Below are 16,885 nucleotides of genomic sequence, written 5' to 3'. Positions count from 1 at the left end.
TCCCGCCGGTTTCAGTTAGTCGGAACTTTCGATAATCCCCAGACATCCTCCGAATATTGCTGGATCGTTCGGTCGCTTGAGAAAATGCCGGAAGCGGCGATATTCCTCACGCACATGCCCGCCCATTCAACAGGGTGCTCATATGCCGCCAGTACACGCTCATGCGTTCTTGCGTAATCCCCCAAGTCTTTCAAGACAAAAAACGGGTCTCCCCCTTCTGTCAATTGACGCACGATAAAATCGGCATGATGCGGGCCGTCCGACCATTCTCCGCTCGACAGTTCTTCAATTGCTTCACGAATATGTGGGTCCCGGTCGATAATGTCTTTCGGATTATAGCTGCCATCATGCTCAAAGCGCATGACTTCCTCCGAACTCATACCGAAAACAAAGGCATTTTCTTCGCCCACGGCATCGAAAATCTCGACGTTCGCTCCGTCATATGTGCCGAGTGTCAGTGCGCCGTTCATCATGAATTTCATGTTGCCGGTTCCTGACGCTTCTTTCGAGGCAGTGGAGATCTGTTCGCTGATATCCGCCGCTGGAATCATATACTCCGCATGGCTGACGTTATAGTCTTCGACGAAAACGACGTGGAGATGGCGCCTTGCGACTGGATCGTTATTGACGCGTTCGGCAACCGTGTTGATCAGCTTAATGACTTGTTTAGCGAAATGATAGCTAGGCGCGGATTTCCCGCCGAACAAGAAAGTCCGTGGATACGGCCGGTAGTTCGCATCGCTTTTGATGCGCTTGTATAATTGCTGGACATGCAGGATGTTCATCAGCTGGCGTTTATAACCGTGGATTCGTTTGATGTGGATATCAAAAATCGAATCGGGGTCAACAATGGTATTATGCGCTCTTTCGAGGTGATGAATCAGCTGCTCTTTTTTCAGCTTTTTAATGGCTTGAAAAGATTCCAGAAACGGCCGGCTGTCCGCCAAATAACCGAGTTCACTTAATTGGGCAGGCTGCTGAATCCATTCCTTCCCAATGTTTTCCGTAATGAGCGTACTCAATTCCGGATTGGCCCCCAGCAACCAACGGCGATGGGTAATGCCGTTGGTCTTGTTATGGAATTTATGCGGGAAGTATTCATTCAGTTCTTTCATCTCCCGTTTTTTGAGAATTTCGGTATGGAGTTTTGCCACTCCGTTCACTTTGTAGCTGCCCACGACCGCCAATACAGCCATCTTCACGACGCCTTCGTCGATGATCGATAGTTTGTGGACAGCTTGTTCGTCCAATTCTTTCGATTCCCATTCCGCTCTGAAGCGTCGGTCAATTTCTTCGATGATTTGGTAGACGCGCGGCAATAGCTGTCGCAGCAGCCGGCTCTCCCATTTTTCCATCGCTTCTTCCAAAATCGTATGGTTCGTATAAGAAATAGTCCGCGTTGTCAGCGACCATGCCTTATCCCAATCCAGCTCATAGTCGTCCATCAATATCCGCATCAACTCCGGCACCGATAAAGCCGGATGCGTATCGTTGATCTGGATGGCTACTTTTTCAGGCAATTCCTCAATATCAAAATTACGCGTCGCCAGGATGGTGCGAATGGAGGCGCTGCATAAAAAGTATTGTTGTTTCAAACGCAGTAATTTGCCGCTATCGAGTGCATCATCTGGGTACAGCCGGTCAGAAATTTTCGCTGTCTCGAGTTCGTTCATCAAATGCCCCAGTTCAGCAGGCTGCGGCTGTTCAGACATTTCCGCCTGCCATAGCCTGAGCGTATTAATCGTGCCGCCCTGTGCCCCCACAATCGGCATATCGTACGGCACAGCTTTGACCCATACTGCTTTTTTCAGTTCGGTGCGGACGCCTTCTTCCTCGACAGTCATATGAGTTTCCCCAAAAAACGGGATGTCGAGCGCCAGGTCATCACGACGCACTTCGAGGCTTTGTCCTTCCTTAATCCAATCCGTCGGTGTCTCCACTTGGAAGCCTTTGACAAAATGCTGGGTGAACAACCCCCCGCGGTAACGGATTCCACAACCATGGCCAGGCAAGCCGAGTGAAGCGAGTGAATCCAAGAAACACGCCGCCAAACGGCCCAGCCCGCCGTTTCCTAGTCCTGGTTCTTGCTCGAGCTCTTCGATTTCTGCTAGTTTATAGCCGAGTTCCCCAAGCGCTTCTTCTACCAGATTATAGGCGCCTAGATTATGCAGGTTCTGTCCGAGCAAACGGCCCAGCAGGAACTCAATCGATAGATAATACAATTGCTTATCGCCGCTGTTCTGGTTGGCAATCTGTTGTTTATCCCATTCCAGCATGACTTCTTCACAAACCATTTTTCCTAACACATGATAGGCTGTGCTTTCTGTTTTATCCCCATTTTCCACTGCCAATCGCCTGTTGAATTCTTCTTTGAATTGTTCTTTGGAGTAAAACATTTTCAACACACCCTTCAGTTTAAGCTCGCATATAACTGTTCGTAGTCTTTTGCCGAACGCGACCAGGACGAATCTCTTTTCATGCCGTTACGGATCAACGCCTTCCAATGTTCCGGCTGATGATAAAACGACAATGCGCGCGACAAGGCTTCATCAAAATGAACGCCAGCTTTAAAATCGCTCAAGAACCCTGTTCCCGTAGTTTGTACTTCGTTATACTCTTCCACCGTATCGCGCAAACCGCCCGTCCGGTTCGCTACAGGGATCGTCCCGTAGCGCATCGAAATTAATTGGCTCAAGCCGCACGGTTCAAAATGTGAGGGCATCAGGAAAATATCCGCGCCTGCGTATAATTGGTGGGCAAATGACTCATCAAACCCAAGATGGACCGAGACCTTTCCGGCATAGTCCACTTCAAGGCGCTGGAAAAATTCTTCAAAACGCGCTTCTCCTGAACCGAGCAGCACAAACTGGACGTCGCCTTCTAGAAATTCAAGGAGGGTTTGTTCGAGCACATCGATTCCTTTTTGTCCCGACAAACGCGATACCATCGTCAACAAAGGCACATCCGGCTGTTCCGGCAGCCCGCAGCGTTTTTGGATGGCGCGTTTATTCGCCTGTTTCCCTTGTAAATCCTCTGCACTGAAAGTCTGCGCGATGTGTTCATCACCTTGCGGGTCGTAGGCGTCGGTGTCGATGCCGTTCAATATGCCTTGTAAATCGGTTTCTCTTTCGCCAAGCAAGTGTTGCAAGCCCTCCCCATAAGCCTCCGTCAAAATCTCATCTCGGTAATTCGGGCTGACAGTTGTTAATTTATCGGCATACAAGATACCGGTTTTCAAAGAATTGAAGTTTCCGTGCCATTCGACTTGCCCGTTATCATAAAAACTTTCATCCATTCGGTATTGCTCCAAGAATACGGATTTCGAAAAATTCCCTTGGAACTGGATATTGTGAATCGTCAGTACCGTTTTTACACGGCTGGACAATTGCTGATATTGCGGATCTTCTTTCAAGAGGAACGGCAATACTGCCGTGTGCCAATCATGGACATGGACAACATCCGGTGCCGTCTCGGAACGCGCCAGGAAATCCAGTACCGCTCTGGTGAAAAAAGCATAGCGCTCGGCATCGTCTGGCCCGTAAATGCTGTCGCGTTCAAAATAAGAATCGTTTTCCAAAAACAAGAACTGGACACCATGCTTGGCGAGTTCGTGTATGGCGTAATGGGCCGTTTCTTCTTTAAATTCAAAAGAATGTACTTCCACTTTGCGAAACTGCTCCTGGTAGCGTTCGTGAATCAAACTGTATTTCGGGATAATGACTTGTACCTCATGTCCAAGCTTGACCAATTCCAGCGGCAGCGCACCGATGACATCGGCCAACCCCCCCGCTTTCGCAAAAGGCGCGCATTCCGCAGCGGCCATGACAATCTTCATTGGGCATCCTCCTTTGTGACCCGCTCGCCTTTTCGAAGGACAATTGGCCGGTCAGCTGTGCCGGTCAGCTTGACACCTTTTTCAATATAGACGTCTTTATCGGCAACTACATAAGCAAGTTCGCAATTTTCTTCGATGGTGCATTTTTGCATGATGATGCAGCTGTCAAGATTTGCGTTGCGGCCGATTGTGACTGCACGGCTGATGATACTGTTCTTGACATTGCCCATAATGGTGCTGCCATTGGCCATCATCGAATTCGATACGTCTGATCCATCCAAGTAACGCGTCGGCGGCTCGTCTTTCACTTTTGTATAGATGGGAGCTTGAGGCAAAAACAGCAATCGGCGGTTGTTCTCGTCCAATAGCCCAAGCGACTCTTTAAAATACTGCTGAATCGAATCGATGATTGCGAAATACCCTTTGTATTCATATACTCCGTATGTATACGGAGCTTTTTTCAAGTTTACTAAGTCTTCGACACTGAGAATGCGCTTTTCCCGATAAGAGTGAATCAATTCAAGAATCAACCTGCGCGATAGAATGTATGATTTTAAGGAGCCGCTTGCGCCGATGGCTTCCGTAATGTCATTGCCAGACGCTAAATGACTGGCAAGCATTTCTTTATAATCCAATTGCCCCGCGACAAAACTGCTTGTCACCACGACATGCGTTTGACGGCTTTTTTCAAAAAACTGAAGATTTTCTTCAAAGTCGCGGAAGGATCCAACTGTGGCGATGCCTCCGTTTTGATGAGTGGTTGGGAGAAAGAACAAGCCTTCTTTGCGTCGGTCTAAATCCCAGCTTTTCCCAACTCCGATATGATCAATCAGCGAACCAAAGGGTTGCGAAGCGAAAATGCCGACTGAATTGACATCTGCATTCACTAAATTCGATAAAGCGAAATCGATCAGGCGGTATCTCCCCGCGAACGGAATCGAAGAAACCGATCGATGAATGGTCAGGTCTTGGAGCCCTGCTACTTTTACAGAAGCGTCCACTGCAGCCATCAAAGTCATTGCTGTCCACTCTCCTTCCATGAATCGATTAAGTCTTGCGTCAATAGCGTGATGCCTGCTGCCGGTTCAAGCAATTGATAATTTTCCGGAACCGTGACATCTGGCGGAACGATGACGCGGCTCAACTGGGCTCCACGCCCGATTTTTGTTCCGCTCATGACGACACTGTCTTCTACGACCGCTTCCTGCTCAACCAGGACATTTTGGAAAATGACTGAATGATTGACTGTTCCGCTAATGACGCAGCCTTCGTTGACCATGGAACCTTGCACGCGACCAGTATCGGTAATCACTTGTGGCGGCAATTGGGGGTTCGATGAGTAAATTCGCCACGCAGGATCGTGCAAGACGAGCCCTTCTGACGGGTCAAGCAAATCCATATTCGCTTCCCATAGGCTGTCGACCGTTCCGACATCTTTCCAATACCCCTTGAACGGGTAGGCTACCATTTTCTTTTGCTCTGCCAGCATTTTCGGCAGAATGTCTTTCCCGAAATCATGGCTGGATTGTTCATTGCTATTATCTTCTTCCAAGTAATGCTCTAACTTTTTCCAATCGAATACATAAACGCCCATAGAAGCGAGATTACTTTTCGGCTTTTCCGGTTTTTCGTCAAATTCTACAATGTGCATATCGTCGTCAGTGTTGACGATACCGAAGCGGCTTGCCTCTTCCCACGGCACTTCTAAAACAGAAACCGTGACGTCGGCTTGTTTTTCTTTGTGGTATTCTACGAGTTTTTCATAATCCATTTTGTAAATATGATCTCCTGATAAAATCAATACATATTCTGGCTCGCAACTGGTCAGGTAATTGATGTTCTGGTAAATGGCACTGGCCGTTCCCGCATACCATTTAATGCCATCGATTTCAGCATATGGCGGCAACATGGTCACCCCGCCTTTATGGCGATCCAAATCCCAAGGCGTACCAAGCCCGATATAGCGATGGAGCGCATGCGGCTGATACTGCGTTAAGACGCCGACTGTCGTGATGCCGGAATTGGTGCAATTCGATAAAGGAAAATCAATGATCCGGTATTTCCCGCCATAAGGAATGGCTGGTTTCGCAATATCATATGTTAATGATTTCAAGCGGCTCCCTTGGCCACCCGCGAGAAGCATCGCAACTACTTTTTCATTCACAACAAACCACTCCCATCCTGTCTTTTTTTCCAAATACTCACCGTGAACGGCGGCAAATCAAGTGTTAATGAAAAAGGCTGATCGTCGCACATGATATCAAGTGTTTCCACCGCCTGCTGCAACTCTGCTGCAGAACCACCAAATTGTGCTGCGTTGGTGGAAAATATCTCTTCGTAAAGCCCTTTTTGTGGTGCGCCCACTTGAAACTCTTCATAACGATGTTCAGAGAAATTGCATAACACAAGGCATTCGTCTTCTGGCAAAAACCCTCTGCGGATAAAGCTCGCTACGCTTTGTTCATGGTTATCGGCATCGAGCCACAAAAAGCCATCGCGCTCATCATCGAGTTCAAAAAACGCTTTTTCGCTTCGGTAGAACGCCAGCAATTCTTTCATGAATTCATGGATTCTCTTATGCTGTGGATCTTCGAGCGACGCCCAGTCGAGTTCCGGCTGGAATTCCCATTCCTCGAAATGGCCGAACTCCTGTCCCATGAACAATAGTTTCTTACCCGGATGCGCCATCCAAAACCCAAACAGCAACCGCAATTGAAGGAAGCGTTCTTCCCTCGTGCCCGGCAGTTTGTTGAGCAAGGATTTCCGGCCATCCGCTACAGTGTCGTGGGAAAAAATCACCTGGTAACGCTCTTCGTATTGATACACCATTGAGAAATTCATTTTCCCATGCGCTTTTGAGCGCTCTGCCGGCGGCGTTTTCATATACTCGAGCGTGTCATGCATCCAGCCGAAATTCCATTTGTAATCAAAGCCAACACCGCCGAATTCGACCGGATGCGTCACTTTCGGGTAATGCCAGGCATCTTCGGCAATCAGTAATTTCTCCGGATAATGGCGTTTCAGGCTAGCGGTCAACTTCCTGAGAAACTCCGCCCCTTCTTCGTTATGGGGTCGTTCCTTAATGTTCGGGATGAACAAGAGATTGACGAGCGCATCCATCCGGTAACCGTCAAACTTAAATTCCTCGAGCCAGTAATGGGCACTCGATAAGATAAAGCTCACCACTTCGCCTTTATTGATATCAAAGTTCAAGGTTCCCCAATCCGGGTTCATGCGGCGTTCTTCCCGCGCTTCTTCGTAAAGCAATTGGCCATTGAAATTCGCCAACCCGTGCTGGTCCACGCAAAAATGGCCCGGGACCCAGTCCAAGATCAAACCTAGTCCATGTTCTGCGCAAGCTGTAACGAAATACTTCAATTCATCAGCCGTGCCATAGCGGCCAGTCGGTGAAAAATACCCAGTTGTCTGGTAGCCCCAAGATTCATCGAGCGGATGCTCGGTAATCGGCAGAATCTCGATATGTGTGAAGCCCATATCGATGACGTAGGGGATCAGCTGGTCCGCAATTTCGCGATACGTGTAAAACTCGCCGTCTGCCTTGCGCCGCCAAGTGCCGATATGCACTTCGTAAATAGCCATCGGGCGTTCCAGATGCCGGTCGTTGATCGTTTGCTTATGCTTGAGCACATCCAATGGCCACGTGTATTCGCTAGAACCGGAAACAATCGATTTGGTGAACGGGCGCTTCTCGCTTTGCCTCGCATACGGATCCGATTTCCATAGCACTTCGCCACTCGGTGTCCGAAGCGCATATTCATAGAGCTGGCCTTCCAGGTTTTCAGGGATACTCACTCCCCATATGCTTGAATCATGCGGATGCCGCTCCAGCGCGTAAGTGGAGACGCGTTCTGTCTCGGGATCGACACAGACGACATCAATGCCGTCGATTTCAGGGGCCCAAACCGAAAAGGTGGTTTCTTTCCCAAGTGCATGCGCTCCGAAATACAAATAGCCATCAACCATTTGCCCTTCATGAAAAGCTTGTAGCCGTTCTGTCGTCCATGTATTCAACAAAAATTCCATGCAGCGCCTCCTTTTGGCCGAAACCAAGTTTAGTTTCTATTCTACATTTGGAATGTAAAGTCCTTGTTAAGATGCCGTTATGTGCTAAAATTTTCCATAAATAGTGGGAATGTCGCAATGTCTTCATATTTTTACGTGATAACCGGCTTGTCGTCAGGTCTGGTTTGGAATAGGCTAAAGAAAGACTAGCTTCAATACAGAAAGGACGCGAAATAATTGCGAGCCCAAACTTATTTACTGAGCTGTATGCTGATTGGCATGTTGTTTTTGACTGCCTGCGGCCAAGGCATTGATAACCCATTGAATTGGGAAACAGAAGAATTCACATTCACCGACCATAATGATGAAGACTTCGGATCCAGCGACCTCGAAGGAAAAGTCTGGCTGGCCGATTTTGTCTTCACTAGCTGCACAACGGTCTGCCTACCAATGATGGCGAATATGAAAGGCGTCCAGGAAGAACTTCAGGCGCAAGGACTTGATGTCGAGATCGTGTCATTCAGCGTAGACCCGACTGTCGACACACCGGAAATCTTGAAATCATATGCGGAAAACTACGATGTCGATTTGACCAGCTGGCATTTACTGACCGGCTATTCCCAAGAGCAAATTGCTGACTTTGCACTCGAGAACTTCAAGGCCATTGCCCAGAAGCCTCAAGATGATACGCAAGTAATCCACGGCACTTCTTTTTACTTGGTGAATCACGAAGGCGTCATCATGAAAGACTACGATGGACTGAACCCGCCGGTTGAAGACATCGTGCGCGATGCGGAGATCCTCGTCGAGGAGGCAGAAGGATGAAACGAAAGCCGCTGGTCATAGCTGCCGTACTCTTGCTCTTGGTTGCTGCGGCTACCTGGTTTTTCATACCTCAGGAAAATGAGCCTTCCGCACAAAGCCGCATTGTGCTTGAACATACGCATCGTACGTTTATTGCGCCGTCTTGTTTTGAACAATCCGATCCAACAAATTTCTTGGAAGAATCGACGCTCGGCCAAGCACAGGAATTGAATTACCCCCCGCATTCCGAATGTACGGAAAAAGCATTCCAAAGCAATCAGGACAGCCCGGCCATCCGGCTATTGAAAGAACTAGGGCTGATGGAAAAAACACAAACCGATTGGTGACAAGGCAGGGCTGCGGCTCTGCCTTTTGCTATTTCAGCAAGCGCACGCAGACAGGCGTAACCGTCTCGACACTATCGACTGTTTCGCCTGGCATGCCGTCTTCGCCGATGCGTTTGACGGCGATCGTCCCCGAGCCTTCATGGGCGATGACGATCCATGGGCTATTTGGCACCAGCGTAAAATGCCTTGGCCCCGCTCCGCCGGCATCCGCATGGCCAACCGCTTCGAGTAAGCCTTGTGCGACCCGGAACACCGCTATGCTGTCATGGCCCCGGTTTGACACATAGACGAATCGCCCATCTGTCGATACAGCGATTTCAGCAGCCGTATTGTCTCCTGTGAACTGTTCTGGCAACGCCGAGATATTCTGCCTTTCTTTCAGGTTACGACCTTCGAGCGCATATACCGAAACCGTCGAATTGAGTTCATTGACGCCGTATACATAGGCTTCGGACGGATGAACCGCCAGATGCCTCGGCCCTGCGCCGGGTGCTGTCTTGGTCACAGCTTCTTGCTCCAGTTTTCCGGAATGCAAATCGAGACGGTAGCGGACAATTGCATCCATTCCGAGGTCGGAAACAAAAAAACGATTCGTTCCTGGCAGTTGAAGCGCTGAATGCGGATGGGCGGCGTCTTGCCGGTCTGCAACTGCCCCACTCCCTTCATGGTGTTTCGAATCGGCCATTTCACCGATCGACCCATCTGACCGCAGGGGATGAACCGTAACGTTCGCTCCGGAATACGTGACGGAAACCACCCATTGCCCATCTTCATCGATTGTAATGTGGGCAGGATGGTCGCCCCCAGCAGGCTGGCGATTCAGCTCTTGGATCAGGCCTTTTTGAGGGTTTAGCCAATAGGCTACGACCTCCCCGTCTCCCGTTTCGCTGACGGCTGTAAAACTCGTGCCGTTCGGATGAACCGCGAGAAATGAAGGGCGTTCCACTCCAGGAATTTCAGCTTTTTTCGCCAACTTCCCCGTAACAGGCTCTAATTCCCAAAGCGTGATGCCTGCCTGTTCGGCGGATGCATAAGACCCACTAACTATGTATGTACTGCTCATCCTATCCCTCCTTTTGGTTTTGCCGTCGCTCTCGCATCAATCATTCATCCGCCTGCAATGTAAAGTTTCGCTAGATTTTCACTTTCCCTCTTCAATTCATCCATGCAGTGCGGTAAAGTGGTGGAGTGAATTAGATATTTTAATTAGAAAGAGAGTGGTTGCGTTGAATTTTCCTTTGTCCGTCCGCGAGAAAAGCATCGTCTGCACAGGGTTTATGGGAGCTGGAAAAACGACAGTCGGCAAGCTTTTGGCCCGCCGCCTTTACCGCGATTTCATCGACATCGATGAAGAAATTGAAAAGGTATTCGGCATGCCGATACCAGAAATTTTTAACATTTACGGTGAACAGACATTTCGCGACAAAGAACGGGAATTGATCAAAGCTTTTGGCAGCCAACCTCTGCTTGTGATTTCTGTTGGGGGAGGCGCGTTTCTTCAAGAAGAAAACCGCCGTAATTGCCTAGCCAATTGCACCGTCCTATATTTCGATATTTCCTGGGATTCCTGGAAAGAACGCATTCACATCCTGACGGAAACACGGCCGCTGTTGAAAGATAAAACCCTTCAGGAGATGGAACAGCTTTTCCGCGAGCGTCAATCGATTTATGCAGCCAACCACTCCGAATTCCGAGTCGACGATTTTGAAGCGATGGACGCTGCTGATTATTTGGCTGACTCATTGAAAATGTCCTGGGATATCCACGCGCCACAGCCATGACAGGTGTGCAAAAACCCGCCATTCAACTTTTGAATGGCGGGTTTTTTATTATCCATATTGCGCTTTCGCAAGGTCGAATAAGCCCGCTGCTTTCAAATAACTTTCCGGTGCCAAGAACGTCACGGTGACGACGCCTGGGTGGCGGCCGATTTCGATCGACCCTGTTACCGTGGCGCGGTTCATGATTTCTGGCACGGTAACGCCAAACAAATCCGCAGCGCGTTGCAGGCCATTTTCTGTCGCATCGTTTAAGGTCGGCCCCGAACCGACAAAGGAAATCGGCCATGAATCTTCCAGCTGTTCCAACCCAAAACGTTCAGCCAGTTTTTGGGCGGAGGCTTTTTCAGCTTCTGTGAACGGCTTTGCCGTATAGGGCAAATCTTCAACATTCGGGAACAGAATCGGCCCGGCATTCCCAAGCCCCTTTAACACATGTACTTGCAAATGGCTGATGCCCGACACATCGGAAGTATGCCCCGCAATTTCGCCGTCGCCTTGCATGGCGTGCATATCCCCCAAATAGACGCCGCCACCTTTCACTTTGACGGGACATACAAGCACTGCCCCAGCCCGCACGCGGCTGATATCCATATGGCCATCTGTCCGGTGAGTTTCAAGTTCTTCTTGCGTGCTCGTGTATTCATGGGGTGCGCCAACAAGAAACGAGCCGAAATCGCCCGCATTATGTGAATCGGGTGTTGGTCGGGAAGGCGTCGTACCGAGTTGGCCAAGAAACGGGCGCATGCGTGCGATTGTGCCGACCAAATCGTGTGGCGCAAAGGTGACTACGGGATTTTGCACCGAATGTTCGGGCGTTTTCATGTATTCCTTGCCATCTTGTGCAATGGTTTCGGCCGCTTGTTTCGACACCGTAATGCCCACATCGCCTTTGTCGCTGAACGTCATGGTGTAACCGTGCGTAAATTCGAACGGGCTGACATCTTCTCCGCAATTGGCACAGCGAATTGCCCCGCTGCCGACGCCTTGGATAATGGTTTCGGGATACAAGGTTCCACATCCCGGGCACTTCACAGCTACAAACGGATCGCCTAGGAAGCGTCCTTCGATTGGCTTGTCATTGCCAGAAGCCGTCGCAAGCGATGTCACTTCCACCGACTTGATGCGGATGACGATCGCATCTCCCGGTTCTGCTCCTTCAACGTGAACCGGCTGCGTCACTTCATGGCCGCCCCGGATGCACGGCGTGATCATCGGGCCCCAGCATCCCGGTGCAGTATGGGCAATGATATGCCCGCCGTCTTTCACCGGGCCAAGCATTTCTTTATCAGGGTCGAGCACCCCGTTGACATAACGGTTGACCAATAAAGTATCGACAGCATTCTCAGACATTCGACAGCCTCCCTTTTCTATATTTTCTAAATTATATGACAAAAGGACTTTATATTCAATGAAGATTCAAAAATGCCCGAAGAACAATTAAGTTCTTCGGGCATTTTTTCAACTCCAGAAATACAATAAGGTCTGTACGAATAGTTGCATCATCACATAAAAAGCAATCGCGAATTTCAAATTAAAGCGTAAGCCATTGCGAATGCCGCTCAAGCCATTCACGCTGCTCAAGATGATCACCGGCATAACAAAAGGTGACAAGATAATCGAAATGACACTGCCCGAGGTCACCGCCAGCACGACCAACTCCGGTGGAAACGGCAGCACGGCCGATTCCAATACCCCTGTCACAAGGACGATGACCGGCAGCGGCCCAAGCCCGATAAAACCCAGGAAGATGACGATGAACGGAATCAGAAATAGCAAGTTCAAAAATGGCACATGACCGGTCAAATAATTCATCGCACCGATGACATAGTCACCGACTGCAGATTGGTTGAGCGCATAGATAAGCAAGCCGGCAGCAAGCAAGATACTGAACTGCTGGGCTTGCCTCGAGACGCCTTCCCGATAATAAATCGCTGCTTCGCGTGCATAATTCCCTGGTCGTTTTTTGATCAGGAAGTACAGGAAGGTCCAGACAAGAATGACTAGCGGAATGACGACGAGAAAGTCAGCACCTGTCCATTCGTGAATGATGAAAATCGTGCCGAACAACGAGATGAATAGAAAACAAAATTCGGCGACGTCTTTGTTCCACTTGCCAGCGTTGCGAGAGTTCGCCACCGCTTTATCGATTTCATTCGTCAGCACGGCCGAGAAGTCTTTGCCGTAGCGTTTCTCATCGGCCGTTGCAAAGGCAACCGACAGCAAAGTGCCGGCAATGGCTGCGCCGAGTCCGAGCAGCATCGACTTCCATAGCACCGCATCCATCGCGCCGACCGCAAAGATAAAACTTGGAATGCTAATGACCCACATCGTCGATAACGCGAAACCGCGAAGGATTGCCGTGCCTTTGTAATTTTCCCACGCTTCGTCTTTATGATCTTTGAGGAAGGAATCGATGAACTTGTACATCATCGGCACAACCCCGAACAACAGGAAATGCGAAATGATCTGCGTCATGCCCATCAACCCGCCATAAAAGGTCTGGCTTTTGTTCAGCCATTTATTGCCGAAGCTCATAATCTCCTCGATATATGGCTCTTCCCGGAGCACCCAGCTGATCATCGGAACGATCAACAAAAGCGCGATGAGACTTTCCATCTGGACGAGCGCCAACTGGAAATTTTGCCAAAAATCAGCGCTCGTCGACCACAACACCGCGAGCGCTGTAATGGTCAGAAACGTCTGAAGCTGCAGTTTGCGAAGCGGCAGTACGCCGAAAGCAAACGCCAAACTGAAAAATCCAGCAATCGGCAACAAGGTCTCCGTCCACGGATCAGCCAGAAAATAATGAAGAAAATGAAGAACGGCGTATATCAGTACAGATAAAGTAAATCCTTGTTTCGCTAATGCCTTCATCTGCAAGCCCTCCTTCCGTAGTTGGTAAATTGTTTAAAACACATACCGACCATTTTACACGTTTTGCTTTGTCGCTGCGGGAATAGAGGCTTGCTTTTTCTGAGAAAGGCCACATTTTCATTGTTCTGAAATTTTTTTCAACTAATTTGTTTACAATAGCCAATAAGTGGAAGACAAAGAATAAGAAAAAAATAATTTTAAGAGTTGTTTTTATTTTCAGTCATTTGTATGATATGCTCTAGCCACACGAAGAACACCCGCTTTGCCAGAACTCGGCATTCGCTTATTCTACGGGGTATTTGACGCTTAGATCCGCTATTTCCACCAGGCTGGATTGCCATTGATATTTTATTTTACTGGAGGGCTAGTAATGGGAATCACAAGGAGTTTTTTTATCGCATTGTCCAATAATCGGCTATTGAATAGCGGAGCCAAAAAATGGGGATTTCAGTTGGGTGCCGCAAAGGTCGTTGCTGGAACCGATATTCCGAATATGATGGCGTCCGTCCGCGCATTGAATGAGGATGGGATCTCTGCCACGATCGACCGGCTCGGGGAATTTGTCACCAGCCGCAAAGAAGCCACACAGGCTAAAGAGGAAATTATTCAAACAGCTGAAGCGATCACAGAAGCTGGAGTGGATGCACACTTGTCCGTTAAATTGACCCAGATTGGGCTCGATATCGACAACCAGTTCTGTTTAGAAAACATCCGTGAAATAGCGGCCGAAGCTGAGAAGCGCGGAATTTACGTGAACTTAGATATGGAAAACTACGAACATCTTCAACCCACACTCGATATATTGCATACTTTAAAAAAGGAGTTCGACAGTGTAGGAACGGTTATACAATCATATCTATTCCGTTCTGAACAAGATTTGGAAGCGCTTCAACACGTCCGGCTACGGCTAGTGAAAGGCGCTTATCAGGAAAGTGAACAAGTGGCGTTCCAATCTGCAGAGGAAGTCGACGCCAATTTTCTCAAGCTCATCAAGCTGCGGCTCGACCAGCCGGTGTTCACATCGATCGCCACACATGATCATCATATTATCAACGCAGCAATTGACTATATTAACGAACAAGATATTCCAAAAGACCGCTTCGAATTCCAAATGCTCTACGGCTTCCGGACAGATTTATTAAAAGAGCTGTCGGAAGATTACCAAGTGACATCTTATGTGCCGTTTGGCCAAGACTGGTATGGCTATTTCATGAGACGCCTTGCCGAAAGGCCGCAGAACATCCAATTGGTTTTAAAAGGTGCTCTTTCCAAATCTTCTTAAAACCCGAAAGCAGCCCGGACATATGTCCGGGCTGCTTTTTTTGGTTCGCTATTTAAGCGGGCGCGCGTAAACTGGCGGTAATTCTGCCAATAAGCGCTTCCGGTACTGCTCGTATTGCTTAGGCAATTGTAGTTCCTCACCGAGCGCATGTGGGCTTTCGTCAACTGCGAAGCCGGGTGGGTCAGTGGCCATTTCAAATAACAGGTCGCCATATTCACGGAAATAAATGGAACGGAAGTAATTGCGGTCCTGTATTGGTGTGACACCGAGTCCATATGCTTCGATGCGGTTTTTCCATTCCAATTGATCCACGTCGTCATCTGCCCGGAAGGCAATGTGATGGACCGTGCCGACACCCATTTGCCCCGCACCAACACGCGTCTGCTTGATGTCCAATGTATTGCCAAGCGTCCCATCCGATACTAAGCGGACGTAATCGCCTTGCTCTTCTTGACGGGAAAAGCCAATTACGTTTTCTAATAACTCTTTGGTTTTGGCGGCATTGGCCGTGTACAAAACAGCCCCGGCAAAGCCTTTGATGGCATTGGCTTCTGTAATCCCGCCACCCGTCCATTCGCTTGCTTGGCCGGTTCCACGTTCAACCAACTCCAGCTGAAGGCCATGGGGATCTGCAAATTTCAAATAAGTCTCACCAAAGCGGACATGTTCTTCAAAGCTTACACGATAGCTTTCGAGCCGATTGCGCCAGAAAGACAATGCGCCTTCTGGGACTGCAAAAGCCGTAACACCGACTTGCCCATCGCCTATTTTCCCTTGATAAGCTTTGCCCCACGGGAAAAAGGTCATGATTGTGCCAGGTGCTCCCTGATCGTTTCCGAAATACAAATGGTAAGTACCCGGATCGTCGAAATTCACCGTCTTCTTGACGAGACGCATGCCGAGCACTCCCGCGTAAAAATCGGTGTTCTCCTGCGCTTCTCCAACAATCGCTGTAATGTGATGAATGCCTTTTGTTCTTTCGCCCATTTGTCTTCTCTCCTTTTTGATACCCTTATCCTATCAAGCGGATGCTAAGCGTTCAAGTTCAATCCGGCATCTGGTTTTTTCGTTCTCGCTGTTGTTTTTTGGTGAGTTTCTCAGCTTCTTTCAATTCTTCTATATCCTGTTCTTTACTTTCTTCAATGTCTGCTTTCTCGCGGCGTTCTTTTTCTTGCTGCTCTGCTGAGAAATCTTCGTCATCTTCTACGATCTCTTTTTGGTTTTCCTTCAGCTCTTCTACTTTCTCCATTTCTTCTTCATACTGCTCTTCCACTTCCGAGGTTGATGGCAAGAATGGTTCATCATTGAAGTCCGTCCGTTTGCCGTAGCGCAGCATTTCGTAGATGATCATGCCGTTGTTTGGCATACCGTTTGCCGTTTTCATCGGAACGGCATCAAACAGCACGAAATAGAAACCGTAGAACACAAACCGGTTCCAGAATGTCTCGTATTGATCCAAAACTCCATTAGCGACCAGCGCATTAATAACGATCGCCACAATGACATTTGCCAAAATCGGGCCGGCATAGAGTACTATATATGCGAATTTGCTTTGCCTTTTCAAATCATCATAGGCAAACCAACTATATAAGTGATAATACTTCCTCACGTCAAACATACCAATTTTGAAGGCACGAGGACCTGAACCGATTGTTAAACGCGGATTCTTTGCGCCAAGCAAGGCGCTAACGATTAAATATCCCGCTTCCCGGATAAAGACAACGACCGGTAAAATGATAAACGCAGATATGACCAATGCGATCAAATCGCTCAATCCGAACATGAAACCCTCTCCTTCAACTTTAAAAAATGACCTATCGGCCTGTCACTTAGATACCCGATTTGAACCTCAGTGAACCCCCAAAACCTTACAGAACCATTTCAATTTCATGACAGTTAATCTTTTGAGGAGCTACCCGGCACGTGGTAGGATGGCAAT

At 48.6% G+C, this 16,885-nt stretch carries 14 protein-coding genes; 4 read left to right on the top strand and 10 right to left on the bottom strand.

The genetic code is table 11. The annotated features are described in order from the left end of the window. Positions 1-11: 11 nt before the first annotated feature. The 5 genes from BBI11_RS01735 to glgB are packed head-to-tail and all read right to left on the bottom strand — an operon-like array spanning position 12 to position 7,879. Positions 12-2,396, bottom strand: a complete 2,385-nt coding sequence (locus BBI11_RS01735) for a glycogen/starch/alpha-glucan phosphorylase (protein ID WP_068460038.1) — start codon at positions 2,394-2,396, stop codon at positions 12-14. Positions 2,397-2,410: 14 nt separating this feature from the next. Then, entirely contained in the window at positions 2,411-3,835 is a 1,425-nt protein-coding gene (gene glgA / locus BBI11_RS01730) for a glycogen synthase GlgA (RefSeq protein ID WP_068460036.1), read from the bottom strand. Further along, entirely contained in the window at positions 3,832-4,854 is a 1,023-nt protein-coding gene (locus tag BBI11_RS01725) for a GlgC family sugar phosphate nucleotidyltransferase (protein ID WP_068460033.1), read from the bottom strand. The genes glgA and BBI11_RS01725 overlap by 4 nt, the downstream gene beginning before the upstream one ends. After that, positions 4,851-5,999, bottom strand: coding sequence for a glucose-1-phosphate adenylyltransferase (locus tag BBI11_RS01720; RefSeq protein WP_083388969.1), 1,149 nt, complete (start codon positions 5,997-5,999; stop codon positions 4,851-4,853). The genes BBI11_RS01725 and BBI11_RS01720 overlap by 4 nt, the downstream gene beginning before the upstream one ends. Next, the gene (gene glgB, locus BBI11_RS01715) at positions 5,996-7,879 is read right to left on the bottom strand and encodes a 1,4-alpha-glucan branching protein GlgB (RefSeq protein ID WP_068460032.1); all 1,884 of its coding nucleotides are present in this window, start codon (positions 7,877-7,879) and stop codon (positions 5,996-5,998) included. Before glgB ends, BBI11_RS01720 begins: the two co-directional genes overlap by 4 nt. A gap of 246 nt (positions 7,880-8,125) precedes the next feature. On the opposite strand from glgB, the gene BBI11_RS01710 reads away from it, so the two are divergent. Together BBI11_RS01710 and BBI11_RS01705 are read left to right on the top strand one after the other, a co-directional pair. Continuing rightward, entirely contained in the window at positions 8,126-8,683 is a 558-nt protein-coding gene (locus BBI11_RS01710) for an SCO family protein (protein WP_068465528.1), read from the top strand. Then, positions 8,680-9,009 carry a hypothetical protein gene (locus BBI11_RS01705; protein WP_068460030.1) on the top strand — a complete coding sequence of 110 codons (330 nt, stop codon included), beginning with the start codon at positions 8,680-8,682 and terminating at the stop codon, positions 9,007-9,009. Before BBI11_RS01710 ends, BBI11_RS01705 begins: the two co-directional genes overlap by 4 nt. Before the next feature lie 28 nt (positions 9,010-9,037). On the opposite strand, the gene BBI11_RS01700 is transcribed toward BBI11_RS01705, so the two are convergent. Then, positions 9,038-10,072 carry a lactonase family protein gene (locus BBI11_RS01700; RefSeq protein WP_068460028.1) on the bottom strand — a complete coding sequence of 345 codons (1,035 nt, stop codon included), beginning with the start codon at positions 10,070-10,072 and terminating at the stop codon, positions 9,038-9,040. A 214-nt stretch (positions 10,073-10,286) separates the two neighbouring features. On the opposite strand from BBI11_RS01700, the gene BBI11_RS01695 reads away from it, so the two are divergent. Beyond that, positions 10,287-10,790: a shikimate kinase gene (locus BBI11_RS01695; protein WP_068465526.1), complete on the top strand. Its 504-nt coding sequence runs from the start codon at positions 10,287-10,289 to the stop codon at positions 10,788-10,790. A 48-nt stretch (positions 10,791-10,838) separates the two neighbouring features. On the opposite strand, the gene BBI11_RS01690 is transcribed toward BBI11_RS01695, so the two are convergent. Both BBI11_RS01690 and BBI11_RS01685 read right to left on the bottom strand, forming a co-directional pair. Beyond that, complete coding sequence (locus BBI11_RS01690) at positions 10,839-12,140, bottom strand: acetamidase/formamidase family protein (protein WP_068460026.1); 1,302 nt, start codon at positions 12,138-12,140, stop codon at positions 10,839-10,841. Positions 12,141-12,248: 108 nt separating this feature from the next. Continuing rightward, the gene (locus tag BBI11_RS01685) at positions 12,249-13,664 is read right to left on the bottom strand and encodes a hypothetical protein (RefSeq protein ID WP_068460024.1); all 1,416 of its coding nucleotides are present in this window, start codon (positions 13,662-13,664) and stop codon (positions 12,249-12,251) included. Between the two features lie 370 nt (positions 13,665-14,034). On the opposite strand from BBI11_RS01685, the gene BBI11_RS01680 reads away from it, so the two are divergent. Continuing rightward, positions 14,035-14,946, top strand: a complete 912-nt coding sequence (locus BBI11_RS01680) for a proline dehydrogenase family protein (protein WP_068460022.1) — start codon at positions 14,035-14,037, stop codon at positions 14,944-14,946. 48 nt (positions 14,947-14,994) lie between these two features. Here BBI11_RS01680 and BBI11_RS01675 read toward each other — a convergent pair whose 3' ends face one another. Together BBI11_RS01675 and BBI11_RS01670 are read right to left on the bottom strand one after the other, a co-directional pair. Further along, positions 14,995-15,933, bottom strand: coding sequence for a ring-cleaving dioxygenase (locus BBI11_RS01675; RefSeq protein WP_068460020.1), 939 nt, complete (start codon positions 15,931-15,933; stop codon positions 14,995-14,997). 58 nt (positions 15,934-15,991) lie between these two features. After that, the gene (locus tag BBI11_RS01670; RefSeq protein WP_068460016.1) at positions 15,992-16,729 is read right to left on the bottom strand and encodes a hypothetical protein; all 738 of its coding nucleotides are present in this window, start codon (positions 16,727-16,729) and stop codon (positions 15,992-15,994) included. Between the last annotated feature and the right edge of the window lie 156 nt (positions 16,730-16,885).

The sequence above is a fragment of the Planococcus maritimus genome, assembly GCF_001687625.2.
GTDB lineage: Bacteria > Bacillota > Bacilli > Bacillales_A > Planococcaceae > Planococcus > Planococcus maritimus.
Note: the sequence above shows the minus strand (reverse complement) of the source record. Positions and strands in the feature narration are given on the sequence as shown.

What these genes read in the sequence shown, in the direction of transcription:
- BBI11_RS01735 (WP_068460038.1), bottom strand. Translation starts at nt 2,396, where the DNA reads ATGTTTTACTCCAAAGAACAATTCAAAGAAGAATTCAACAGGCGATTG.
- glgA (WP_068460036.1), bottom strand. Translation starts at nt 3,835, where the DNA reads ATGAAGATTGTCATGGCCGCTGCGGAATGCGCGCCTTTTGCGAAAGCG.
- BBI11_RS01725 (WP_068460033.1), bottom strand. Translation starts at nt 4,854, where the DNA reads ATGACTTTGATGGCTGCAGTGGACGCTTCTGTAAAAGTAGCAGGGCTC.
- glgB (WP_068460032.1), bottom strand. Translation starts at nt 7,879, where the DNA reads ATGGAATTTTTGTTGAATACATGGACGACAGAACGGCTACAAGCTTTT.
- BBI11_RS01710 (WP_068465528.1), top strand. Translation starts at nt 8,126, where the DNA reads ATGCTGATTGGCATGTTGTTTTTGACTGCCTGCGGCCAAGGCATTGAT.
- BBI11_RS01705 (WP_068460030.1), top strand. Translation starts at nt 8,680, where the DNA reads ATGAAACGAAAGCCGCTGGTCATAGCTGCCGTACTCTTGCTCTTGGTT.
- BBI11_RS01700 (WP_068460028.1), bottom strand. Translation starts at nt 10,072, where the DNA reads ATGAGCAGTACATACATAGTTAGTGGGTCTTATGCATCCGCCGAACAG.
- BBI11_RS01695 (WP_068465526.1), top strand. Translation starts at nt 10,287, where the DNA reads ATGGGAGCTGGAAAAACGACAGTCGGCAAGCTTTTGGCCCGCCGCCTT.
- BBI11_RS01690 (WP_068460026.1), bottom strand. Translation starts at nt 12,140, where the DNA reads ATGTCTGAGAATGCTGTCGATACTTTATTGGTCAACCGTTATGTCAAC.
- BBI11_RS01685 (WP_068460024.1), bottom strand. Translation starts at nt 13,664, where the DNA reads ATGAAGGCATTAGCGAAACAAGGATTTACTTTATCTGTACTGATATAC.
- BBI11_RS01680 (WP_068460022.1), top strand. Translation starts at nt 14,035, where the DNA reads ATGGGAATCACAAGGAGTTTTTTTATCGCATTGTCCAATAATCGGCTA.
- BBI11_RS01675 (WP_068460020.1), bottom strand. Translation starts at nt 15,933, where the DNA reads ATGGGCGAAAGAACAAAAGGCATTCATCACATTACAGCGATTGTTGGA.
- BBI11_RS01670 (WP_068460016.1), bottom strand. Translation starts at nt 16,729, where the DNA reads ATGTTCGGATTGAGCGATTTGATCGCATTGGTCATATCTGCGTTTATC.